Source organism: Campylobacter concisus, assembly GCF_001298465.1.
Classification (GTDB): domain Bacteria; phylum Campylobacterota; class Campylobacteria; order Campylobacterales; family Campylobacteraceae; genus Campylobacter_A; species Campylobacter_A concisus.
The window spans coordinates 1332135-1356086 of sequence record NZ_CP012541.1 but is presented as its reverse complement, the minus strand read 5'-3'; the positions used below and the strand labels follow the sequence as shown (position 1 = coordinate 1356086).

Sequence of the window (23952 nt, the reverse complement as noted above, 5' to 3'; positions counted from 1 at the left end):
TTTTGAAATTTTTTAGATTTTATTACGTTTTTACTTACGAAGCTATCAAGATTTAGGCGCAAAATTTTATATTTTTTAAAAAGTTTAATTTAACTCAAGCTTTTTAAAGCTAACTCTTGGATTTATATTTAGCTCGCTATGGTTTACAAACTCGCCTTTTAAGTACTTCTCACGTCCAGCTCTTGCTATCATCAGTGCGTTATCAGAGCAAAACTCAAGTGGAGCTAGTAAAAGCTCGCACTCATTTTTTTGGCAAAGCGTTTCAAGTCTTTTTCGTAAATTTAGATTTGCACTTGCGCCGCCAACTACGCCAAAACGCTTGAAATTTCTTAAACAAAAGACCTTTTCAAGCTTGTTTAAAATGTGCTCACAGGCTGTATTTTCAAATGCGTAGCAGATGTCAGCGATATCCTTTTGTGTGATATTTTCTAGCTTTGAAATTTCAACTCTGACTTGGTTTTTAAGCCCTGAAAAACTATATTCAAGACGTTTATCGTGAAGAAGTGGAATGGTAAAATGAAACCTCTCTTTGTCTTTGCAAAGTAGGGCATTTTGCTGAACTACGGCACCGCCTGGATAGCCAAGATCAAGCATTTTAGCAACCTTGTCAAAGCTCTCACCAAAGCTATCATCGCTAGTGCTTGCTAGCTCAGTGATTTCACCATTTTCGTCAATCTCTAGGATCATCGTATGCCCACCACTTACTAGCAGGACGCCAAGTGGAAAGGTGGCTTCGCAATCTAAAAATAGTGAGTAGATGTGACCAACTAAATGATTTACGGCAATTAGCGGGATATTAAGAGCAACGCTTAATGCTTTTGCCATGCTGACGCCACCTATTAGGCTCACACTAAGACCCGGCTCATTTGTTACAGCGATCGCTTTTATTTCTTTAAAATTTGGCAAGATATCCTCTAAAAGTGCTGGCAGTGCCTTTGTATGAAGCCTAGCTGCAAGCTCAGGAACCACGCCACCAAAGATAGCGTGCTCCTCCTCTTGAGAAATTTTTTTATAATAAATTTTCTCTAAAGTGCGTTCATCTATTAGTGCGACCGAGCTATCATCGCAGCTACTTTCGATACCAAGTATCATTTAAACTCCGCTAAGATCATGCCAGCAAATTTCTCTTTGCCATCTTCGTTTTTATAAAACTCGACTCTATAAATTTTGCCGTCTTTATCGATGCTATAGCTTTTATTTAGGCTATTTTTAGTTACTTCTTGCTCGCTCTCATCTATGCTTTTTGTGCCGTATCCTATGACATTTACGCGCACGTTTTTGAGTGATTTTATTTTAAAGCTCTTTTTCACGCTAAATTTATCGCCACTTTTTAATGCAAGCTCGCTGCCGTCACTTATTAGTAAAATTTCCTCAAGTGGCTTTGTAAACTCAAAATATTGTGGTTTTAATCTAGTAACAAAGCGGTTGCCGTACTGCACTTTGAAGCTACCATTTTCTTTTATGACGGCTATTAGCGGATTTGGTGAGCTATAGTTTAACTCACCTTTTTTAAGTGGGACAAAATTTATTAAAGGTTTTAGATTTTTAAGACTTATCGCGTATGAATTTTCAAGCTCGAGTCTGATCTCTTTTTCGATCGCCTTTTTTACGCTTTTAACATCAAGATTAAACGGCCTAGTAAAGCTAATGCCAGCCTTTTTCATATATTCTTCAATAGCGATTAGATGGTAATAAGTCCTTTGCTCAGCGTTTAAATTTTTACTAGCTTCGTTTGCAAAGGCTGATTTATTTTGCGTGATAGCATAGTAAGTTAGGCTTTTTAGCATCTCTTTATCACCCATCGCAGTGTGCGTGTTTTTGATGTGATACTGGTGTTTTTGATCTATTAGATGCTTGTTTAGCACGTCTTTTACGCTTGAAGCAATGTTTTCAAGCTCTGGGTATTTTGAACCAGGAAGTGTGCTTTGATCAATGATGCAAGTATTGCCCCATTTATCTGGATTTTCATCTTTGTTTATAAATTTATCTCTGTAATATCCGCTTCCATCGTGTAAATTTAAGATGAGCGTGACGTTTTTATCGGTGATGACATCTTTTATCTTCATTACTGAGTTGTAATCAGGATCGTTTTTATCAACATGGGCAAATTTTCTATTCATATCGCCTTTTGTGCCACGACTTCGCTCGATTATGCTTGGGAAATTTAAATTTGGCACGACCCAAAGCGAGCCTTTTGTGATGTTATAGTCAGTTGCCACGATAGAGGCTGCCAAAAATCCACCCGGCTCATCGCCTTGAATACCGCCGATTAACAACATCGTGTTTTCGCTTGGTTCACCTTTTTTGATGAGCACATAGTCTAAAGTATTAGCTAAACTAGCAGTGGCAAAGGTTAGTAAAAAAAGTAAAAATTTACGCATTAATATCCTTCGTAATGCTTTGTCTTTGGTAAAAGCAAATTTAAAACTATGCCAGTAACCGCGCCAAGCCCTATACCTGAAAATTTCACCGCACCAAGGTCAAGCACCATGCCGCCGATGGCAAAGATGAAGATGAGGGCTACGATTATCATGTTTCTAGGGTCTGCAAGATCGACTTTATTTTTTATAAGCGTCTCCATACCAACGCTTGCGATGATGCCAAAAAGTAGCAGCATGATACCACCGATGACTGGGGCTGGGATAGTTGAGAGTACAGCTCCTAGCTTGCCAACAAAAGCTAGCACGATGGCAGTGATCGCTGCAAAGGTCATAATCGCTGGATTATAAGCCTTTGTAAGGCTAACTGCGCCTGTGACCTCTGAGTATGTAGTGTTTGGCGGGCCACCAAAAAAAGCAGCAAGCGAAGTAGCAAGTCCATCTCCAAGGAGCGTATTTTTAAGGCCTGGATTTTTTAGAAAATCCTCTTTTGTGACATTTGATATAGCAAGCATATCGCCTATATGTTCGATCGCTGGAGCGATAGCAATAGGTATCATATAAATTATCGCTTCAAACTCAAATTTTGGTGTAGTGAAATTTGGCATTCTAAACCAAGGTGCATTAAAGATAGGGGTAAAATCAACCATGCCAAAGCAGTAAGCTACGATGTATCCGGTGATAATACCAAGCAAAATAGGTATAAGCCTAAACATGCCACGTCCAAGCATCATCACTAAAATAGTAGCCACTAGCGAAATGCCAGCGACGATCATCGCCTCATTTTGTGTATAAATTTCAGTGGCTGATATTGCCATTTTGACGGCATTTGGAGCAAGGATTAGGCCTATTGTCATGATGACCGGCCCAACGACAACTGGAGGCAAAATTTTATGCAAAATTTTCTCTCCGCCAAATCGGACCACGAGGCTTAAAACAACGTAGAAAAATCCAGCAAATATAACGCCCCCCATCGTCACGGCTATGCCCCATTTTTCGATACCGTACTGAAGTGGCGCGATAAAAGCAAAGGAGCTTGCTAAAAAAATAGGCGGAACATTTTTTCTAGTGATTAGCTGAAAAAGTAGCGTGCCAAGACCGGCTGTAAAGAGAGCTACATTTGCATCTAGTCCCGTAAGTATCGGCACTAATACCAGTGCACCAAAGGCGACAAATAAAAACTGAACGCCGATTAAGCTTTGCTTGGGATCAAATTTATAACCCTCATACCTTTGCATTTAACATCCTTTTTGCGTAATTTCTAACTTCTTTATCAGCTTCAAAAATTTCATCAATATTTGAAATTTTAATATTTCTAAAATTTTTAACAGAGCTTAAAACGAGCCTTGAGATATCCAAAAACGAGCATTTTTTCTCTAAAAAGCTAAACACTCCAACCTCATTTGCAGCATTTATCACTACACCTAGATCAGGGTTTGCTAGGACCTCATCTTTTAGCGAAAAAATGGGATATTTTTTAAGGCTGATTTTATGAAATTTTATATTTTTTAGATCAAGTAAATTTGCGTGTGAGACAATATTTTCATTGATATTTTCAAACATAGCATGAGCGATAGCTAGTTTCATGTTAGGTCGCGAGAGGTGCATCGTGCTTGAGCCGTCTATAAATTCAACTACGGCATGTATCGCAGAAGTTGGCTCTATCACAGCCTCGATCTCCTTGATGCCATAAAGCCAGTAAGCTTCCATCACCTCAAAAAGCTTATTTGCCATCGTCGCACTATCAATAGTGATCTTTGCGCCCATATCCCAGTTTGGATGCTTCAAAGCATCACTTGGTGTGGCGTCTTTTAGAAATTTGATCGGCTTTTTATAAAATGCGCCGCCACTTGCTGTGATGATGAGTCTTTTTGGTGCAGTTTTATTTTCAAGTAGAAATTTAAGCCCAAAATGCTCGCTGTCTATTGGTAAAATTTCTCTAGTCTTTAGAAATTTGCCGCCAACAACAAGGCTCTCTTTGTTTGCAAGCGCAAGCCTTTTGCCAAGAGCTTGTGTCTTTAGACTAGGAGCAAGACCGGCAAAGCCAACAAGGGCGTTTATCACCTTTTTTGAGCTTGAAATTTCTAGCATTTCTAGCAGTCCAGCCTCACCAAAAAATATATTTTTAGCTTCTATGTTTTTTACATTTTTAGCTAGCTTTTCATCGCCTACGCAGACAAATTTTGGTTTAAATTTTAAGATTTGCTCATTTAGCAAATCTACATTTTTAGCGCAACTTAACGCCTCAACCTCTACGCCAAATTTTTCGCAAAGATTAAGGGCGTTTTTACCGATTGAACCAGTTGAGCCAAGTATTACCACGAGAGCGACCAAAGTAGGGCAACTACGCCAAATAAATAGCCATCTATCCTATCAAGCATGCCACCGTGTCCTGGGAAGAGCGAACCACTATCTTTGACGCCGCAAAGTCTTTTTAAGTAACTCTCAAACAGATCTCCCCAAACTGCAAACACGCAGACCAAAAAGCTTGAGAATAAAATTTGGAAAAATCCTTCGGTGACAAAATTTCCAACGATGCAACCAATCACAGTGCCTATTGCTACGCCGCCTGCTGCGCCTTCTATTGTTTTGTTTGGTGAGCTTGGGCTAAGTGGATGTTTGCCAAACATTTTGCCAATAAAAAATGCACCACTATCGCTTGCAACTACGCTTAAAATAAGCCATACAAGATAGCCTACGCCATACTCTGAGTAAAGCATCCACATCATAAAGATCGGCGTGGTCGGATATACAAAAGGTGCGACTAGCTTTAAATTTTCACTTTTTATGTGAGCCAGGATCGAAGCAACTAGCATGATAGCAAGGATCGCTATGAATATTGGATTTGTAAAATATGTAAGCACGTAAAAAGCAAGTGTGGCAAAAACTAGCTGTTTGTGATCGATATTATAAAGCTTGAGCGACTCATTAAATGCAAAATAAAGCACAGCGCCGAGCAAGATAAAATTTAAAATATAATTATCAATAAAAAAAACTACTAAAATAGCAACAAACATCAAAACGCCAGTGATTATGCGAGATTGCATATCCTCTCCTTAAAATCGTTATTTCGCTGTAATTATAACACTTAAATTTTAGACGGCGTTTATAAGAGTAAAATTTGATTTAAAAAGCATTTTAAGCTGGTAAATTTGGACTATTTTGGCGTTAGTAAAGATTTAAATTTGCCTTTTAAATACACAAATAAAGCAAGACTGAAATGATCCCAAGCAGCAACTTGCAATAAATATACGCAGTAGTGCTTTATGGCTTAAAATTTTAAAAATTATTTTCCTCAAAAAAGTCGGTGTCGATTTTGCAAATTTCATATATTTGGCTTGTTTGAACGCCGACTTTGTATTTTATCATTAGCTCTGCAAGCTTGTCGCCATCTATCAAAACCACACTAAAATTTTTGATTATCTTTGGCGAAATTTTCAGCTTCTTTGGTAAATTTTGCCGTAGTGATAAAGACGCCTTTTTTAGTATTTTTATTTGAAATGGCGCCGATAAACTGCTGAATTTCTGGCCTACGGATATTACTGCCGTCTTTGTATCTTTTTGCTTGGATATAAATTTTAGAAAGTCCAAGTTCATCTTCGTCTATGATGCCATCTATCCCGCCGTCCGGGCCTTTGTTTGTGAGATTTCCAGCTCCATAATTCATCTTTTCAAGTAGCTTTGTTACAAGGTATTCAAAAAATCTTGGCTCTTTTTCTAAAATGCTAGATAAAATTTCACTCTTTAGCTCTTCTTTTATCTTGCAAAGCGCTTCATCTATATTGTCATCTGGGGTATTTTCTGTAGCCTCTTTTTCCTCTTGACTTATCTCTTGCTTGTAAATTTCATCGTACCAAGAGAGAAATTTGCTCTTTTTATCCTTGCTACTTACTAGCTCTTTGCCAAAATTTGTTATGGCAAATAGACTTCTGCCAACTTTTTGAAGCGGCACTTTTTCTGGCTTTGATTTTACTTGAGCTGTTGTAGCCAGATAGGATAAAGCCCAGCCCGTCCTGCTTATATATGTAAAAGTTCCACTTTTTATTTTTTGTAAAATTTCATCATCTGATAATTTGAAATATTCAATTATAAATTTAGAAATTTCAGCTCTATTTGCCTCTTTCCTTTGCGCAACAAATTCTAAAATAGGTAGCATCATATCTTTATAGCTTGGTAACATTCTATATCCTTAAATGAAGCAAATTTTTGAAATTATATAAATTTTTTGGCTTAAAAGCTATAATCAAAAAATGAGAAGTCTTGGCCTAACAAATTTTCTTTTAGAAAATAGTAGCTTATTTGTAAATACCTTTGCTACGATATTTGCGCTAATTTTTTGTTTTGTTTCTGGTGTTGGAATCGTCTTTATATTTATCGCATTTCCACTTGGTTATATAATGGGCGCACTTTTATCAATCCCATTTTTGATATTTTTATTTTTCTTATTTATATCTATTGATATCTTTTTATGCCTTTTGGTATCTATTTGTAGTCTTTTTTAATAAATTTAGAAGTAAATTTGGGGCTTTTACAGCCCCTTTTCTACTTTATAGCAGCCATTTTTCTACGCATATAAGCTATGCGACTTTGAAGTGGTAAGTGTTTAGGGCAGTTGTCTTCACAACCTAGCAAAGTCATACAGCCAAACACGCCGTCATCGTCGCCGATAAGCTCGTAAAAGTCCTCGTCGGTTCGTTTATCTAGCGCATCGATTTTAAATCTAGCTACGCGGTTAAGTCCTACCGCACCGATGAAATCAGGTCTCATGATAGCTGTACCGCATGCAGCCACGCAGATACCGCACTCGATGCAGCGATCAAGCTCAAATACTTCCTGCGCTACTTCAGGTTCAACCTTTTCCTCAAGCTTAGAGATATCGGTCTCGTGATCTGTGTGTATCCAGCTCTCCACACGCCTACTCATCGCATTCATCCAGTTGCCGGTGTCTACGCTTAAGTCTTTTAGTAACTTAAATACTGGCAAAGGCATAAGCTCAATTACTCCGCTTTCAAAATCTTTAGTAAGAGTTCTACAAGCTAATCTTGGCTTACCATTTACAAGCATGCCACAACTTCCACAAATTCCAGCACGACAAACAAAGTCAAAGCTAAGATCTGGGTCAAATTTCTCGCGAATCATATTTAACGCGATAAACAATGTCATACCATCAGTCTCTTCTAGCTCGTAGGTCGCAAAATGCGGCTTTGAAATTTTACTTAACGGATTATATTTAAATGCTTTTATGGTTATTTTTCTACTCATATCCTATTCCTGCTCTTTCGTTTGGTGCTTTATATTTAGGCTGAAGCTCGTAGTGCATTAGCGCTTCTTGAATTTCTTGTCTGCTCTTACCTTCAGCTTGCATTTTCTCACGAATTTCATCAACCTCTTTTTGGCGGATGGCACTATCTGGATGCTCAATAATATTACCTTTCGCACCATAGCCTCTAAATGCTGGTGGCATCTCCATTTTCATAATATCAAGCGGCTCATACACGATAGTCGGTAGCGTATCGCCCTCTTTCCAGCTAGTTAGAGTTCTATTTAGCCAGTTTAGGTCGTCGCGTTTCGGATAGTCTTCGCGGCAGTGCGCTCCTCGGCTCTCGGTGCGATCAAGCGCGCCTTTCGCGATACAAAGGGCCAGTTTTAGCATCTTTGGTACGCGGTAGGCTTCCTCAAGCTCAGGGTTGCCAAATAGCGCCTTGTTTGCGACTTTGACGTCCAAAGATTGTTTATAAAGCTCTTCTAGCTCTTTTACCGCTACGGCTAGACCTTCGCCAGTTCTAAAGATCGCCACATGCTCCCACATGATGTCTTTCATCTTGTTTTTGATCTCAAATACGTTAAATTTGCCCTCTTTTTCGACTAGGCTCTTTAGGTAGTCTTCCTCTTTTTTAACGAATTTTTCGATATCAGCGGTATTTATCTCAATCTCGTGCTTACCGCAGTAGTCGGCAAAATAATCGCCCACGATCATGCCCGCGACGACAGTTTCTGAAACGGAGTTGCCGCCTAGGCGGTTAAATCCGTGCATATCCCAGCACGCAGCCTCGCCGGCGCTAAATAGACCCGCTAGCGTCGGGCTCTCGCCTGTAGGCTTAGTTTTTATACCGCCCATAGAGTAGTGCTGCATAGGTAGGATCGGTGCCCAGCCTTTACCGCGTTGGCGACCGTTTTCGTCGGTATATACTTCGGTGTCGGCAGGGTCGATACCGTTAAATATCTCGCAAATTTCTTGAACGTCGCGTAAATTTTTCTCGATATGCTCGCGTCCAAGGATAGAGATATCAAGCCAAACGTGATAGCCATAAGGGCTAGGCACACCTTTGCCTGCACGGATGTGCTCCATGATACGGCGGCTAACGACGTCACGGCTAGCTAGCTCTTTTTTCTCTGGTTCATAATCAGGCATAAAGCGGTATCCATCAACGTCACGTAAAATTCCACCATCACCGCGGCAACCTTCTGTTAAAAGAATGCCAGATGGGACGATCGGAGTTGGGTGAAACTGAACAGCTTCCATATTGCCAAGCTGAGCTACGCCAGTCTCAAGTGCGATCGCAGCGCCGATACCCTCGCAAACAACAGCGTTTGTAGTGTGTTTATAAACTCTACCATAACCGCCAGTTGCTATAAGTGTGCCTTTTGAAACATAAGCTGTGATCTCGCCATTAACTAGGTCACGAACGATCGCGCCGTAACAGCGGTTATTTTGGTGTATCAAAGCGATCGCCTCTTTGCGGTCGTGAATTTCTACATTGTGTTTTAGCGCTTCGTTTGCAACAGCAAAAAGCATAGTGTGTCCGGTGGCGTCGGCCGTAAAGCATGTTCTCCATTTTTTAGTTCCGCCAAAGTCGCGAGAGTGGATGAGTCCGTGGACCTCTTCTTTTTCTACGATAGTCGTTTTTTGAGCGTTGATGATAGCGCTTCTCTCACCTTTTGTTATACGAGTCCAAGGCACGCCCCAAGCGGCTAGCTCGCGGATCGCCTTAGGCGCAGTTTGACAAAACATACGTGCAACTTGCTGATCGCAGCCCCAGTCGCTACCTTTTACCGTGTCGGCAAAGTGCACGTCCTCGTTGTCGCCTTCGCTCATTTTTGAATTTCCCAAAGAGGCTTGCATGCCGCCTTGCGCAGCTGCAGAGTGCGAGCGTTTTACAGGTATTAGGCTTAAAACGACGGTGCTTAAGCCCTTTTCTCCAGCAGCCACAGCAGCTCTAAGACCAGCTAGACCACCTCCGATAACTAATGCATCATAATATTTTACATTCATCTTCTAGCTCCTTTTTAATGGCTGATCCACACGAAATCGGCGATTAGCGCAATTATAGCAAGTATGCCATAAACGGCAAATACAATTGTTTTTGCCTTATTTCTTTTGGCAAACATTTCGTGCTTATTTGCACCATCAATGCTTATCCATTTGACATACAAGCGGTACATACCGATACTAGCGTGAACGACCATAAAAACAAGTAGTGCGAAGTAGAAAATTTCTAGTTGATGAAATGCAGCCGCTGATTTATCTGCAGTAATATGTCCACCAAAGACTATATCCACTAAGTGTGCGCTGGCTGCGAAAAATAGAGCAAAACCGGTTAAAAACTGAAACCACCAAAGCGTAGTATCAAGGTGCTTCATGCGGTCTTTGTGGCCTCTAAATATTAGATATTGTCTGTAGTTTGCTGGAAATTTTCTCATAGCTAAAAATGCATGAGCGATAAAAATGGCAAATATTACCGCGGCAATAACGTTAGTGATCCACCATGTAGCCTCGCCGAATAAAAATTTAGCCTCCGCAAACCCTACGACAGCGTTAAATGCGTCTTTACCAAATAGTATGGTAGAAGTAAAAACCATATGGCACAATATAAAACAGGCCAAAATAAACCCTGTAATACTTTGCCATCTATCCCAAGCGGCTGGAGTGCGACTTTTTTTGTCGTCCGACCGTTTTCCCAAAAAACCTTCTATAAGCCCGGTCATGAGCCCTCCTAAGAAATTTGAAATAAATTATCATTTCTTAATACTAATTTAAATATTAGTATTAATTGATAAAGCTAATGCTAGCAGATTTTTACTTTAATATTTTTTAAACACTTATATTAGAGCTTTGAAAATTTTTTATAAAGCATGGCATAAATAAAAATTCCAAAACCACACATGATAAGTGATAATATTTGACCCATTGAAAGATTAAAAATAATAAATCCAAGCCCTGAATCAGGCTCTCTAAAAAACTCGCAAATAAATCTTGCAAAAGTGTATAAAATAGCATAAAGCGCGATCAGCTCGCCATTAAATTTCTTAAATTTTCTATATAAAAATAAAATAATAAAAATAACTAAACCTTCTAAGAATGCCTCATAAAGCTGACTAGGATGTCTTGGTTGCCCAAAAACATTTATCGCCCAAGACACATCCGTAACTCGCCCAAAAAGCTCTTGATTTAAGAAATTTCCGATCCTGCCAAACGTATAGCCAAAAGGTATGCAAACGGCACAAAGATCAAGTAGCTGCCATAAATTTTGTTTATACCTTTTGCAAAACAGATAGGTTGCAAGCAAAAAGCCAACTACTGCTCCGTGGTAACTCATACCACGAATTCCTATAAACTCGCCGTTATGAAATGGATTAAAAATTTGCCAAGGCTGCGTCAAGTAGTAGCTTATTTCGCCTGAATAAACTAAAACCCAGCCAAGTCTAGCGCCTAAAATGACACCTATCTCTACCCAAAAAAAGTAGTTATCCAAAAGCTGATTTGAGATTGGGATTTTATCTTTTTTAACGAGATACTTTGCCATGGCAAGTGCCAAAACAAGGGCTAAGATATACATAAGCCCATACCAGTGCACGCTAAAGCCAAAGACGCTAAAGGCGACTGGGTTAAAGTGGTTATAAATGTCGTTCCAAATTTCCATAGAATCTCACTTTATTTTTTTATGGATTTTATAATGGAAAGGCTTAAACTATAAATGTCTATTTAAAATTTCATTGTATTTGCCTTGCAAATTTGCTAACTTTTGCTCTCTTTGCGAGATTTCGCTTTCTAAAACTTCAAAATCTGTTACGATTTGCTTTTGTATAGAAAGCGGCAGAAGTGGGATTTTTATCAAATTTAAGTCTTTTAAATTTAAGCTTTGACCAAAAGCATTCAATCCATTTTTTTGTAATTTTATAAACTTTGTATCAAATAAGCAAAAGATAAATTTATCCAAAATTTTATCCTTAAACTCTTTCTTGACAACAAAGGCGGCTATTGCTTCATTTGTATATAAATTAGTTCCTGCAATGGCGGTTTTTCCTATACTTAGTTTAAAGCTAACAAGAGTTGTACCTTCTGGTATAAGTTTAACGTTTGAGTTCTTTACCCCTAAATTTGTAATTTTTTCTTTAGTGTCAGTTATTACGTTTGAATTCATCTCTGAAATACTTAGCCATAAATTTTCTCCGCCATAATATGCAGAATTATCCCTTTTGGGCGTTCCACCTATTAAAATATTGCAAAAATTAGAAATTAGCTCATACCCCCCCCATTTGAGTTAAAACTTATGCCAAATTTTGTAAAAATTTCGCTCATTTTAGCTTTTAGCTCGCCAATTTCCATACGGATCGTTTTAAACTCTTTATCGACCTTTTCACATTCGGCTACGATTTTTTGAAACACTTTTTTATTTTCTTTATTATTACTAAAAGGAATTCTTATGTTTTTTAAATTTGTAGAATTTAGCCCGCCTTGTGCTGCACCGGTAATATTTTGTTTTAAAATTTGTTGACCCAACGGAGAATATAAAAAATAAAAAATATATTTCTGAGTAATTATATCGGCTGCTCGAAGTATGAAAATATGCTCATTTACCATAGCTCTTCTGTTATTCAGCTCATCTCTTAAAAGTGCAATTTTCCCAGTTAATGCTCCATCTTTGCAAAGCAAAATATCATTTTGTTTTAATCTGCCTTTTTGATTATTTTCATAATACTCAATGCTTACAAATTTTGGATTTACCAAATTTATTATGCCGTTTGTATTATGGATATGCTCTCCACCAAGGCTTAACGCACCTTCATTTAAATTACCAACTCCACCATTTGGACGTGAGCCAGTTTCTATTGTATTAAGCAAAGTCCCAAGCTTCACCATCGGATACTTACTCGTTATCTCAACTTTACTTTTTGCGCTTAAATTTATCGCCTTATCGAAACTAGCACGGCGAAAATCTATGCAATCACGTAAATTTACCAAATTCGCATACGGCTTTAAATTCTCATTAAATTGTTTCAATTTTCCGTCGAAAGCTTCTCGAATGATAAAATTTAATTTTTCGGGATTATCTAAAACCGCAGGATCATAAAGAGTGGTTTTGATAGAACTTATCTTTTTTATATTTTCTATCGTTTCGTCGTCATCGCCACTAGCAGCTACATCCGTTATATACTTTATTCCTTCATTGCCTTTGGCATTACTCCAATCATATCCCAGAAATTTTTTCTGTTCTTCGTTATCGTTCGGAGCTTTTATTATTAGTGTATTTTGATAATTTACAAGTTGGAAAATGCTAAATTTATCTATTTCGATACCTTTGATAAACTCGATCATCTTATTAGAAATTTGCTCTTCTTTTTCTTTTTCGCTTAAATTTTTCTTTTTAATTATACTTTTATATTCGCTTGAATTTTTAAAAGCTATTTCGTATTCATTAAAAATTTCATTTTCCAAAAGCACTTTTTGCGTTATAAATTTTTTGTATTTATTTTTGTCGTAGCCCATAAATTCGCAGTATTCGCCTAAATTTAGCCTGTCGTTATATTGCGCTAAAAAGCTGCTGTCGTTTATAACACTAACGGCACGGTTTTTGGCGTGGACTAAGGCGTTCGGCTTGTTTGCTAGGCGTCGTAAAAATAAAATAACCGTATTTGTGCCAGTTTTACCGAATGTTTTATTTCCGAATTCACTAATGGCGATAATCTCGAAATTTCCTAACAAAATTTCGCGCGTTTTCTCGTAAATTTTACCAGTTTTATTTATAAGCGAGCTTGGCAAAACGATACCACAAACGCCGTCTTTATCTAAAATTTGGGCAGCCCTCTCCACAAAAAAACACTCGATTGCATTATTGGTTTCTAAAGTTTCAACTACTTTGCTAAGTTCGTATTTATCAAAATTTTTATCATCTTTTAGTGTCGTTAAAAAGCCTTTTACTGAGTAGGGTGGATTTGCGATTAAGACATTAAAACTGCCTTTATCGATATCTTTATGATAGGCTAGCGCGTCCTGATCTATAATGTTTAAATCTTGCCCGTACATAAAGCTTGCAACCTTACTTACTTTACCCAAACGGCTTTCTTTTTCTACGCCGTAAATATTTTTATGATAACGCTTTAACTCGTCCGCATCTTTTACATAATGAGTCTTAATAAAGCTTGCGTATTCGTTTATAAAATGCCCCGCCCCGCAAGCATAATCAATCACTCTAACATCTTCGTTTTCTTTTAAAATTTGCTCTATTGGTAGGCTTTGAATAATAAATTTAACGATAGGAAGTGGAGTAAAAAACTGACCTTCGCTTTGCTTGATGCCTTGATCCAAAAAGCCCTCAAACAAATCGCCTAAAAATTGATTATGCTCGCTATTTGTTAGACGAATATTTTCAAACATTTCTACTACTTCGGTCAAAATTTTGACATTTTTCTTAAAAAGCTCTTCATTATAAACTTCTATAAACGCAAAGTCGTTATTCGTATAAAATTTAAGCTCTCTAAAATATTTTTCTATCGTCTTTTTAGTCTCGTCGGGATCTTTTTGAAGAAATTTAAAAGCATCTTGAATTTGCTCGTCCGAGACGTATGCGATCTCTTTTTGTAAAAATTTCATCATACCTTTTTGATAAAGTTGCTGGAGCCTATCGCTAAAAGCGTAAATATCGTCATATCTTTTGCCGCGATAGTTAAATTTAAGCTCATTTGGATTTTCTAACTCATCGATAATCTTACAAAGAAATAAATTTAAGAGTTTGTCAAAAGCGTTTTCTCGTCCACTAATATTGTGCTTTCGCATAATTGTCGCAAATTCGTTATATTTACCACCCACGTCGCTTAAAGTAATCTCTTGTAAACTTCGCAATGTTTTTTGATTTTGTTTTATGTTAAACGGCTTACTATCAAATACGCCTACGCTAAAGCCATCATACTCATAAGTATCTCGCCAAACTTGAAATTTTTCTATATTATTCGTAGCATTTTCATAGGTTTTATCAGTGTTTTTACTTATCTTTTCATCGTCGCTTAAATCTATCGCAAAGTACTCGTTTTTAGATATATTACTATCAAAATCAGCCGTATAAAGAAGCAAAAACTTTGCAGATGTTTCTTGCTGATAATAGCTAAAAAGTTGACCGCCGTTTTCTATCATTTTGGATAGCTCTTTTTTATACTCCATGCCAAAAGTTTTGCATTCTATTATCATATATGTGGAGCCTTGATTATCTTTTACGATAATGTCGGCTTTACCGCTTTTCTGATCTCTACCGAGTTTCCATTTGCGCTCTATCTCTAAATTTGAGGGTGCGTAACCGCTAGTTAAAAGGCGATCTATACACTCTAAAACTACGAAATTTTCGGGATGATCGAAATTTGAGCTAGTTTTATCGCCGCAAATAAGCTCTTTTGGATAGATAATTTTTTGAGATTTGAAATTTATTAGAATATTGTCGTTTTGATAATTTTTAGTAAAAACTTCACCGCTTTTATCCGGTATAAAATTTAGTTTTTGCAGAAACTCTTTTAAATTTTCTTTTGTTATCATTTTTTCTCTCTTAGTTTAATTTTTGCGATTTTACAATGATTTAGCTTTGATGAGCGAATAAGCTCTTGCCACTAAGCGCAAGGGCTAAAAATTTAAACTCAGTTGCTTCAAATTCTTTGCAAAATTTAAACAGCTCGGCAAACTCAGCCTCGTTTAAATTTATGCTCCAGATCGCTCCAGTGTCATTAAATTCTCTTTCAAACTCGCTTAAATTTTTAGTGGCAAAATAGTGCTCAAAGCGGCTCATTAATGAAAATGGCGTAAAAAATTTGATCTCATCTTTTATCTCAAATTTCATCACGCCACCATCTTTTATGGCCTCATTTATCACCTCATTTACAGCCCCAGAGTAGGCTCTAACAAGCCCTCCAGTGCCAAGCTTTATCCCGCCAAAATACCTGACTATCAAGACGCCAACATTTATAAGATCAGCGCCCCTTAGTGCGTTTAGGCTTGGCTGACCGCTAGTGCCCTTTGGCTCGCCATCGTCGCTTTGATTCTCGACTATTTGTCCGTATTTGTTTAACTCCCTTGTTGCCCAAACTACATGAACGGCCTTAAAATGCTCCTCTTTTAGGCGTTCATGCAAACTTTTAAATTCGCTTATCGGGCACAAAAATGCTAAAAAATTTGACTTTTTTATATCAAGCTGTGCTTTAAAAATCCTATCAATCGTCTGCAAATTTGCTCTTTTTAAAAATTTTAAAAATCTTATCAATTTGCTAATTAAAGCCTTGTAAATTCAGACAAATTTATATTATTAAGGAAAAGATAGTAGAATTTTGCAATTTTTCATGAAGGACTAAAATGATACAAACTTGCCTATTTCCAGCGGCTGGATACGGAACGAGGTTTTTGCCAGCTACAAAATCGCTCCCAAAAGAGATGTTGCCGATACTTACAAAACCGCTCATTCACTACGGCGTTGATGAGGCACTTGAGGCTGGCATGGATAATATGGCCTTTGTCACAGGACGCGGAAAAAGGGCGCTTGAGGACTATTTTGACATCAGCTACGAGCTAGAAAAAGAGATCGCAGGTAGCTCAAAAGAGTCGCTGCTAAGCGAAGTTAGAAATTTAATGAGCTCATGCACATTTTCATTTACTAGGCAAAATGCTATGAAAGGCCTTGGACATGCCATTTATACGGGCAAAACGCTAGTTCGAGATGAAGCATTTGGGGTCATTTTGGCAGATGATCTATGCATAAATGAAAATGGCGAGGGTGTGCTTTCACAGATGGTTAAAATTTATGAAAAGTATCGCTGCAGCGTAGTTGCAGTGATGGAGGTGCCAAAAGAGCAGACCAAGTCTTACGGCGTCGTAAGCGGTAGGTTTATAGAAGATGATCTTATAATGGTTGATGATATGGTTGAAAAGCCTGATCCTGCCGAGGCTCCGACAAATTTAGCGATAATCGGGCGCTACATCCTAACGCCAGATATTTTTAATATCTTAGAGCGAACAAAACCAGGCAAAAACGGCGAAATTCAGATTACAGACGCGCTAAAAACGCAGGCAAAAGATGGCATGGTGCTGGCTTATAAATTTAAGGGTAAGAGGTTTGACTGCGGCAGTATCGATGGGTTCGTCGAGGCTACAAATTTCTTTTACGAGCGCAGTAAATGATAGAAACTTCATTTAAATTTAACTTTGCAAGCAGCGATGTCATCGACTCTTACGCCAAACGCATAAACGACGAGTACGAAAGCGGCGAGATAGGCTACTACCATCTGCCAGTGCTTGGGCAAAATTTACTTGGCGAGATCGAGGAGTATGAAAAAGGTCTTGCTCATATCAAAAATGTCGTGCTAGTTGGCATTGGCGGTAGCAGTCTTGGCGTAAAGGCGTTAAAATCAATGCTTGATAGTACAAAGGAGATAAAAAGAGAGCTTTCGTTTTTAGATAACGTTGATCCTTGCAGCTACAAAAGCACGCTTGATGGGCTAAATTTTGACGAGACACTTTTTATAATAAGCTCAAAATCTGGCAATACGATTGAGACGATCACTATTTTTAAGTGTTTGCTTGATGACTTTAAGCCTAAAAATTTAGGTAAAAATTTCCTAATCATAACTGATCCCGGGACAAATTTAGAAAATTTTGCCAAAGAAAATGGCATTAAATTTTTTAACATCCCAAAAAACGTTGGCGGTAGATTTAGTGTGCTAAGTGCGATCGGCCTTGTGCCTCTTGGCATCTGCGGATATGATATAAAGGCACTACTGGAGGGCGCACTTGCTTGCAAGAAGCAATACATCGAGCAAAAAGATAGCTCCATAGTCGCTAAAGCTTACCACTACGCCACTAGCAGAAATGCCAGTATAAATGTCATTTTTAGCTATTGCGATAGATTTTTTGAATTTAACGACTGGTACGTGCAGCTTTGGGCGGAGAGCCTTGGTAAAAAAAGAGGCTATAAAAGGGTCGGCCTTACGCCAGTTGGACTTGTCGGCAGCCGCGATCAGCACAGCTTTTTGCAGCTTATCATGGACGGCGTAAAAGATAAGAGTGTGACATTTATAAAGATAAAAGATCACGCAAGCGACAAGACTATTCCAAACTTTAGTCTAAAAGGGCTTGAAGAGTGCGATTTTGTAGCAGGTCTAAGCCTAAATGAGCTTATAAATTTGCAGTGCGACGCGACTGCTATGGCGCTGGTGCAAGAGGGCATAAGTGTCGATACGATCACACTTGAGAGGCTTGATGAGTTTCACGCTGGCTGGCTCATTTTTTACTATGAGCTGCTAACCTCAGCCACTGGCATCATGCTAGGCATCAACACCTACGATCAGCCAGGTGTTGAGATAGGAAAACGTATCTTAAAAACTATGCTTTTAAAGTAGAAAATGAAGAAATTTCTACTTTTGGCTCTTTTTGCCACACAAATTTTTGCCTTTTCGGCGAGTAAATTTGTAAATGATGCTAGGTCGCAGATCGGTGTGACGCTAAGTTACGATCCAAGTTACGAAAGACTTGCCTATCCTATGGGCGACGTGGATATCAAAAAGGGCGTTTGCACCGACGTTGTGGTAAGGGCGCTACGTCATCAAGAGATGGATCTGCAAAGACTCATTTTTGAAGATATGAGTATAAATTTCGTAAGCTATCCTAAAAAATGGGGACTTAAAAAGGCTGATAAAAATATCGATCACAGGCGTGTTTTAAACATCGCTACCTATCTAAAAAGAAAAGGTTTCGAGGTGAGTGATGATAAATTTCTGCCAGGGGATATCGTCACATGGATGCTACCAAGAAATCTACCTCACATCGGCGTGATCTCAGATAAATTTGAAGGCCAAACGCCGCTTGTCATCCACAATATCGGCTCTGGCGTGCAAGAAGAAAATATACTTTATAACTACAAGATCACGGGACATTTTAGACTAAAGTAGCAAATGGCTTTTTAATCAAATTTTAGGCAAAATCGCAAAAAATAAATTCAAGGAAAAATAATGTTAGAAGTTAGGGGACTTACTCAAAGATTTGCAAGCAGTTTGCTATTTGAGGATGTAAATTTAAAGCTAAATCGTCACAACAGATACGGACTAATCGGCGCAAATGGCGCTGGCAAATCGACATTTTTAAAAATTTTAAGCGGAGCTATCGAGCCAACTAGCGGCGAGATCATCATAGAAAATGGACTAAAAGTTGGTGTGCTTGGGCAAGATCAGTTTGCATTTGAAAATTTCACTCTAAAAGATGCGGTGCTTTATGGCAACAAACGCTTATACGACGCTGTCAAAGAGAAAGAAAAACTTTATATGAGCGAGGAATTTACTGATGAGATAAACGAGCGCTTAAGTGAGCTTGAGATGATAAGTGCCGAGGAGGACCCAAGCTACGAGTACGAGACTAGGATAGAAAAAATTTTAAGCTCGCTTGGGTTAAATGAATTTGATAAACTAATGAGCGAGGTTGAAAACTCAGATAAAGTTAAGGTTTTACTAGCTCAGGTGCTATTTCCAAAGCCAGACATCTTGTTTTTAGACGAGCCGACAAACAACCTTGACATAGACGCGATCGCATGGCTAGAAAACGAGCTAAACCGCCATGAGGGCACACTTGTGGTTATCAGCCACGACAGGCACTTTTTAAATAGAGTTTGCACAAACATTTTGGATGTGGATTTTAAGAAAATTCGCGAGTTTTCAGGCAACTACGACGACTGGTATATGGCTGCAAATTTGATCGCAAAGCAGCATGAGATGGAGCGTGACAAGAAGCTAAAAGAGAAAGAGGAGCTGGAGAAATTTATCGCGAGATTTTCAGCAAATGCGAGCAAGGCAAAGCAGGCGACATCTCGTGCAAAACAGCTTGAAAAGCTCGACATAGCAGAGATCGCAGTATCAAGCAGACGCGATCCTAGCATACTATTTCGTGCAAACCGCGAGATAGGCAATGAGCTAATAGAGCTTAAAAACGTAAGTAAGAAATTTGATGATAAAGTGATATTTGAAAACTTTAACTTTAAGCTCGAAAAGGGCGATAAGCTAGCCATTATCGGCCACAACGGCGTTGGCAAGAGCACGCTTTGTAAGATCATAATGGGCGAGCTAAAGCCTGATGCGGGCGAGGTGCATATAGGTGCGACCATCGAGCTAGGATATTTTGCGCAAGATACGGTAAATAAGATAGAGGGCGAGCTAAAGCTATATGAATATTTGCAAGATGCCAAAAATAAAGACATCGACGAGATCAGAAAGTGCCTTGGCAGGATGCTCTTTAGCGGTGCTGAGCAAGAAAAGGCAGTCGGCGCGCTAAGTGGTGGCGAAAAACACCGAGTAAGGCTAGCTCAGCTTATGCTTCATAGACCAAATTTACTTGTAATGGATGAGCCAAACAACCACCTTGATCTCGAGGCTATCATCGCGCTTGGCGAGGCGTTTTATAACTTTAATGGCTCAGTTATCTGTGTGAGTCATGACAGGGAGCTAATAGACGCTTTTTCAAATAGAATTTTACACCTAAAAGGCAATGGCGAAGTGGTTGATTTTAAAGGTACATATGAAGAGTATAGAGCAAATTTGGGGCTTGAGAGCTAAAATTTGTTATTTCTTGCTCCTAATTGTAGGGGCAAGATTAAAATTTATATTTACTACAAAATCTTGCAAGTATTAATCTAGCTATATAAATTAAAAATAGCTTATAAAAATTATTAATATCCAATAAAAATACTTTATAAGTAAATAAGAAAATTAATAAGAATTTTCTAAAGCATTAGTAAGATTTGTAAAATAAAATTTATTAAATAATATTTTTATGATTCTTAGTTTAAGGGCTCTATTTAAAAATTTAATAAATTTACTTTGCAATATGGTGATATTTACTTAGTTTTTACTTTCTAAAGTAATATTAGAAATAAAATTTAACTTTATTTTTTATATTTTTGGATATAAAAAGTGTGATTTAATATTTATTTTATGTTATTTTTCTATATATTTATCTTTTAAACTTAAAAATTTAAATAAATTCGAGCTAATTATGAGCTTTTTATATAATAAAAAAGTGATATTATTATTAAGATAACAATTTATCTAAGCTATATTATTAAATATAGCTTAAAAGCTACTATAAATTTTTCTCCAAAAGTCGTTTTATCTAGGTTAAAAGCCAAAGCTTAAAAAAATAAAGTAGTAATTAATATTTAAAATATTAAATATCTATATAATTTCATTAATACATTTTTTATAAGGAGAATGGTTATGGCAACCAGAAAAGAACACGATTTTATTGGTGAGTTAGAGATCTCTGACGATTTTTATTATGGTATCCAAACATTTAGAGCTACCGAAAATTTTCACATGAGCGGTAGAACTTTAAAAGAGTATCCATACTTTGTAAAAGCATTTGCACAAATCAAAAAAGCAGCTGCACTTGCAAATAAAGAGGTTGGCGTTTTAGATCCTAAGATCGCTGATACGCTAGCAAAAGCCGCTGATAGAGTAATAGCTGGTGAGTTTTTAGATCAATTTGTGGTTGATATGGTCCAAGGTGGTGCTGGAACAAGTACAAACATGAATGCAAACGAGGTTATTACAAATATCGCACTTGAGAGCATGGGTCATAAAAAAGGTGAGTATCAATACATCCATCCAAACGATCATACAAACCTTGGACAAAGTACAAACGACACTTACCCAAGCTCAATAAAAGTAGCAACTTACGCAAAACTTACTGATTTGCTTGCTGCGATGAATCTACTAAAAGATGAACTTGATAAAAAAGCAAAAGAATTTAAAGATATTATTAAAATGGGTAGAACAGAGCTTGAAGATGCAGTTCCTACAACACTTGGAAATACATTTAATGCATTTGCAAGCTACATTAAAAGCGATATCGAAAAGATCACAGCTGCACGCGAGTCAATGACATATCTAAATATGGGTGCAACTGCGATTGGTACAGGTATTAACTGCCACCCTGATTATAAAAATGTAGTTGTTAAAAAGTTAAAAGATATCACTGGTGTTGATTTTAAAAAGGCTGATGACTTCATCGCAGCTACTCAAGACACTGCAGATTTCGTTCACGTAAGTGGTGCGTTAAAAACTGCAGCTGTTAGACTTTCAAAAATCGCAAATGACCTTCGTTTGATGAATTCAGGCCCAAGATGCGGTCTTGGCGAGATAAATTTACCACAAATGCAACCAGGTAGCTCAATCATGCCAGGCAAAGTAAACCCAGTTATCGCTGAGGTTGTAGGCGAAGCGTGCTATGAAGTAATCGGTAATGATGTAACTATCATGCTTTGCTCAGAAAGAGGCGAATTTGAGCTAAATGCATTTGAGCCAGGCATCGCTTATGCGTTATTTAACTCTATATTTATCCTTGAAAACGCGATGAAAACACTAGCTGAAAAAGCTGTAAGAAAACTAACAGCAAATCCTGAAGCTTGCTTAAAATCAGTTCTAGGCTCAGTTGGTATCGTAACAGCATTTAACCCATATATTGGCTATGAAAAATCTGCAAGTATCGCTAAAGAAGCTTTGCAAACTGGTAAAGCAGTTGGTGATATCTGCCTAGAGAGAGGCTATCTAAGCAAAGAAGAGATCGATAAAATTTTAGAGCCAAAAAATATGCTAAATCCAAGCATGGTTAGGTAGAAATTTAAGCAAAGTATTATTAAAAGCGTGTCAAAATTCTGACACGCTTAAGTAAAAATTTTAGTTATAAAATTTAATAGAGGAGTTTTCAATGGATATTTCATTGATATTACAGTTGATCGTGCTCTTTGGCGCGATATTTTTGGGTGTTAGACTAGGCGGTATGGCCATTGGTTATGCTGGTGGCATTGGTGTCGTAGTTTTAACTTTAGGACTTGGATTAAAAGCAGGTAGTATACCTTGGGATGTTATTTTAATCATTATGTCCGTTATAGCTGCTATTACAGCGATGCAAGTAGCTGGTGGCCTTGATTATTTGGTGCAAATAGCCGAAGGGATACTAAGAAAACATCCAAAATATATAAATTTCTTAGCCCCGGTCGTTACTTACTTGCTAACTGTATTTGCTGGTACTGGACACACAGCATTTTCTATGATTCCAGTTATTACCGAAGTTGCAAAGACACAAAATATTAAGCCTAGCGCGCCTCTTAGTATAGCTGTTGTTGCTAGTCAGATAGCTATTACTGCAAGCCCAGTTTCAGCGGCGGTTGTATTTATGGCTGGTGAGCATGCCTTAGGTGGACTTGGTATTAGCTATCCATTACTATTAGCTATCTGGATACCTACAACTTTTATTGGTTGTATGCTAACAGCTCTTGTTATAAATATATTTTATAATCTTGATCTAAGTAGCGATAAAGAGTATCAAAGAAGACTTAAAGAAGGGCTAATCAAAGATGTTAAAATCGAAGAGAAAAAAGAGCTTCCAAAAGGAGCTAAATTATCTGTTTTAATATTCTTAGTTGGCGTTATTTCTGTCGTTTTATATGCTACTGCTATTAGTAAAAACGTAGGCTGGATAAAACCAAGCTATGTAACAGGCTATGAAAAAATTTATGAGACCAAAAGTCCAGATAAATTTAATGAACTAGTCGCAAAAGATATAAAAGTCAAAACTGACTCAACTACTAATGTAAAATATGTAGAAGATCCAGATAAGCCTACAAAGGTGTTGGTATTAACTAGAGATAACGCTATTATGAGCTTTATGCTAGTTATCGCTACTTTAATCACACTAACTTGTGGTGTCAAGGTCGATAAGCTATTTAATACAGCTACATTTAAAAGTGGTATGACTGCGTGCGTCTGCGTGTTAGGTGTAGCGTGGCTTGGAGATACTTTCGTGGTAAATCACACCGATGCGATCAAAAATTTTGCCGGCGATTTTGTTAAAGACTATCCATTTATGCTAGCTGTTGCGCTATTTTTTGCTAGTATGCTTCTTTATTCTCAAGCCGCTACCGCAAAGGCGCTTATTCCTACGGTTATAGCCGCACTTGGCTTAACTGCTGCAAATAACGGTGACGCATATATTTTAGTTGCATCATTTGCTGCAGTTTCAGCATTATTTGTATTGCCAACATATCCGACACTTCTTGGAGCCGTTCAAATGGATGATACTGGAACAACTAGGATAGGTAAATATATATTTAACCACTCCTTTTTTATTCCAGGTGTTTTAGCTATTGCTTTTTCTGTCGCACTTGGATTTTTGATAGCTCCGATACTTTTATAAGTATTTTAAATCAAACTTAAGCCGAGATCTCTCTCGGCTTTTTAAATCTTTTGAAAATTTTTTAATTTCTATTCAAAATCCTTAATC

The 23952-nt window shown here is 37.7% G+C and carries 19 protein-coding genes; 6 read left to right on the top strand and 13 right to left on the bottom strand.

The window, feature by feature from the left end:
- Positions 1 to 84: 84 nt before the first annotated feature.
- The 13 genes from tsaD to CCON33237_RS06865 form a co-directional block, all read right to left on the bottom strand.
- Entirely contained in the window at positions 85 to 1092 is a 1008-nt protein-coding gene (gene tsaD / locus CCON33237_RS06930; protein WP_054196967.1) for a tRNA (adenosine(37)-N6)-threonylcarbamoyltransferase complex transferase subunit TsaD, read from the bottom strand.
- Positions 1089 to 2381 carry a M99 family carboxypeptidase catalytic domain-containing protein gene (locus CCON33237_RS06925; RefSeq protein WP_054196966.1) on the bottom strand — a complete coding sequence of 431 codons (1293 nt, stop codon included), beginning with the start codon at positions 2379 to 2381 and terminating at the stop codon, positions 1089 to 1091. The genes tsaD and CCON33237_RS06925 overlap by 4 nt, the downstream gene beginning before the upstream one ends.
- Positions 2381 to 3616, bottom strand: coding sequence for a uracil-xanthine permease family protein (locus tag CCON33237_RS06920; protein ID WP_054196965.1), 1236 nt, complete (start codon positions 3614 to 3616; stop codon positions 2381 to 2383). Before CCON33237_RS06920 ends, CCON33237_RS06925 begins: the two co-directional genes overlap by 1 nt.
- Positions 3603 to 4712: a 1-deoxy-D-xylulose-5-phosphate reductoisomerase gene (gene dxr, locus CCON33237_RS06915; RefSeq protein WP_081004448.1), complete on the bottom strand. Its 1110-nt coding sequence runs from the start codon at positions 4710 to 4712 to the stop codon at positions 3603 to 3605. Before dxr ends, CCON33237_RS06920 begins: the two co-directional genes overlap by 14 nt.
- Positions 4694 to 5425 carry a phosphatidate cytidylyltransferase gene (locus CCON33237_RS06910; protein WP_054196964.1) on the bottom strand — a complete coding sequence of 244 codons (732 nt, stop codon included), beginning with the start codon at positions 5423 to 5425 and terminating at the stop codon, positions 4694 to 4696. Before CCON33237_RS06910 ends, dxr begins: the two co-directional genes overlap by 19 nt.
- A gap of 359 nt (positions 5426 to 5784) precedes the next feature.
- Positions 5785 to 6558, bottom strand: a complete 774-nt coding sequence (locus tag CCON33237_RS06905; RefSeq protein ID WP_236842009.1) for a restriction endonuclease — start codon at positions 6556 to 6558, stop codon at positions 5785 to 5787.
- 362 nt (positions 6559 to 6920) lie between these two features.
- Positions 6921 to 7640 (bottom strand): fumarate reductase iron-sulfur subunit, encoded by a 720-nt coding sequence (locus tag CCON33237_RS06895; protein WP_021091811.1) that lies wholly within the window; start codon positions 7638 to 7640, stop codon positions 6921 to 6923.
- Positions 7633 to 9651, bottom strand: coding sequence for a fumarate reductase flavoprotein subunit (locus CCON33237_RS06890; RefSeq protein WP_054196962.1), 2019 nt, complete (start codon positions 9649 to 9651; stop codon positions 7633 to 7635). The genes CCON33237_RS06895 and CCON33237_RS06890 overlap by 8 nt, the downstream gene beginning before the upstream one ends.
- A 14-nt stretch (positions 9652 to 9665) precedes the next feature.
- Positions 9666 to 10364: a fumarate reductase cytochrome b subunit gene (locus CCON33237_RS06885; RefSeq protein ID WP_054196961.1), complete on the bottom strand. Its 699-nt coding sequence runs from the start codon at positions 10362 to 10364 to the stop codon at positions 9666 to 9668.
- Between the two features lie 119 nt (positions 10365 to 10483).
- A complete protein-coding gene (gene lgt / locus CCON33237_RS06880) occupies positions 10484 to 11299 on the bottom strand; it encodes a prolipoprotein diacylglyceryl transferase (protein WP_054196960.1) in 816 nt (271 codons plus the stop codon).
- Between the two features lie 48 nt (positions 11300 to 11347).
- On the bottom strand, positions 11348 to 11896 hold the full coding sequence (locus tag CCON33237_RS06875) for a restriction endonuclease subunit S (protein ID WP_054196959.1): 549 nt from the start codon (positions 11894 to 11896) through the stop codon (positions 11348 to 11350).
- Positions 11896 to 15180 (bottom strand): N-6 DNA methylase, encoded by a 3285-nt coding sequence (locus CCON33237_RS06870; RefSeq protein WP_054196958.1) that lies wholly within the window; start codon positions 15178 to 15180, stop codon positions 11896 to 11898. The genes CCON33237_RS06875 and CCON33237_RS06870 overlap by 1 nt, the downstream gene beginning before the upstream one ends.
- Positions 15181 to 15220: 40 nt before the next feature.
- Positions 15221 to 15862, bottom strand: coding sequence for an IMPACT family protein (locus CCON33237_RS06865; RefSeq protein ID WP_054197420.1), 642 nt, complete (start codon positions 15860 to 15862; stop codon positions 15221 to 15223).
- 125 nt (positions 15863 to 15987) lie between these two features.
- Between CCON33237_RS06865 and galU the strand changes: the two genes are divergently transcribed.
- From galU to CCON33237_RS06835, 6 genes are all read left to right on the top strand, one after another.
- Positions 15988 to 16809, top strand: a complete 822-nt coding sequence (galU, locus tag CCON33237_RS06860; RefSeq protein WP_009294249.1) for a UTP--glucose-1-phosphate uridylyltransferase GalU — start codon at positions 15988 to 15990, stop codon at positions 16807 to 16809.
- Positions 16806 to 18026, top strand: coding sequence for a glucose-6-phosphate isomerase (locus tag CCON33237_RS06855; RefSeq protein ID WP_054196957.1), 1221 nt, complete (start codon positions 16806 to 16808; stop codon positions 18024 to 18026). The genes galU and CCON33237_RS06855 overlap by 4 nt, the downstream gene beginning before the upstream one ends.
- Before the next feature lie 3 nt (positions 18027 to 18029).
- On the top strand, positions 18030 to 18575 hold the full coding sequence (locus tag CCON33237_RS06850) for a DUF1287 domain-containing protein (RefSeq protein WP_054196956.1): 546 nt from the start codon (positions 18030 to 18032) through the stop codon (positions 18573 to 18575).
- 60 nt (positions 18576 to 18635) lie between these two features.
- Complete coding sequence (locus tag CCON33237_RS06845) at positions 18636 to 20225, top strand: ABC-F family ATP-binding cassette domain-containing protein (RefSeq protein ID WP_054196955.1); 1590 nt, start codon at positions 18636 to 18638, stop codon at positions 20223 to 20225.
- Between the two features lie 660 nt (positions 20226 to 20885).
- The gene (locus tag CCON33237_RS06840; protein ID WP_054196954.1) at positions 20886 to 22286 is read left to right on the top strand and encodes an aspartate ammonia-lyase; all 1401 of its coding nucleotides are present in this window, start codon (positions 20886 to 20888) and stop codon (positions 22284 to 22286) included.
- A 91-nt stretch (positions 22287 to 22377) separates the two neighbouring features.
- Complete coding sequence (locus tag CCON33237_RS06835; RefSeq protein ID WP_054196953.1) at positions 22378 to 23865, top strand: anaerobic C4-dicarboxylate transporter; 1488 nt, start codon at positions 22378 to 22380, stop codon at positions 23863 to 23865.
- The last annotated feature ends 87 nt before the right edge of the window (positions 23866 to 23952 follow it).

Coding starts and splice junctions, on each gene's coding strand:
- tsaD (WP_054196967.1), bottom strand. CDS start 1,092: ATGATACTTGGTATCGAAAGTAGCTGCGATGATAGCTCGGTCGCACTA.
- CCON33237_RS06925 (WP_054196966.1), bottom strand. CDS start 2,381: ATGCGTAAATTTTTACTTTTTTTACTAACCTTTGCCACTGCTAGTTTA.
- CCON33237_RS06920 (WP_054196965.1), bottom strand. CDS start 3,616: ATGCAAAGGTATGAGGGTTATAAATTTGATCCCAAGCAAAGCTTAATC.
- CCON33237_RS06910 (WP_054196964.1), bottom strand. CDS start 5,425: ATGCAATCTCGCATAATCACTGGCGTTTTGATGTTTGTTGCTATTTTA.
- CCON33237_RS06905 (WP_236842009.1), bottom strand. CDS start 6,558: ATGTTACCAAGCTATAAAGATATGATGCTACCTATTTTAGAATTTGTT.
- CCON33237_RS06895 (WP_021091811.1), bottom strand. CDS start 7,640: ATGAGTAGAAAAATAACCATAAAAGCATTTAAATATAATCCGTTAAGT.
- CCON33237_RS06890 (WP_054196962.1), bottom strand. CDS start 9,651: ATGAATGTAAAATATTATGATGCATTAGTTATCGGAGGTGGTCTAGCT.
- CCON33237_RS06885 (WP_054196961.1), bottom strand. CDS start 10,364: ATGACCGGGCTTATAGAAGGTTTTTTGGGAAAACGGTCGGACGACAAA.
- lgt (WP_054196960.1), bottom strand. CDS start 11,299: ATGGAAATTTGGAACGACATTTATAACCACTTTAACCCAGTCGCCTTT.
- CCON33237_RS06870 (WP_054196958.1), bottom strand. CDS start 15,180: ATGATAACAAAAGAAAATTTAAAAGAGTTTCTGCAAAAACTAAATTTT.
- galU (WP_009294249.1), top strand. CDS start 15,988: ATGATACAAACTTGCCTATTTCCAGCGGCTGGATACGGAACGAGGTTT.
- CCON33237_RS06855 (WP_054196957.1), top strand. CDS start 16,806: ATGATAGAAACTTCATTTAAATTTAACTTTGCAAGCAGCGATGTCATC.
- CCON33237_RS06850 (WP_054196956.1), top strand. CDS start 18,030: ATGAAGAAATTTCTACTTTTGGCTCTTTTTGCCACACAAATTTTTGCC.
- CCON33237_RS06845 (WP_054196955.1), top strand. CDS start 18,636: ATGTTAGAAGTTAGGGGACTTACTCAAAGATTTGCAAGCAGTTTGCTA.
- CCON33237_RS06840 (WP_054196954.1), top strand. CDS start 20,886: ATGGCAACCAGAAAAGAACACGATTTTATTGGTGAGTTAGAGATCTCT.
- CCON33237_RS06835 (WP_054196953.1), top strand. CDS start 22,378: ATGGATATTTCATTGATATTACAGTTGATCGTGCTCTTTGGCGCGATA.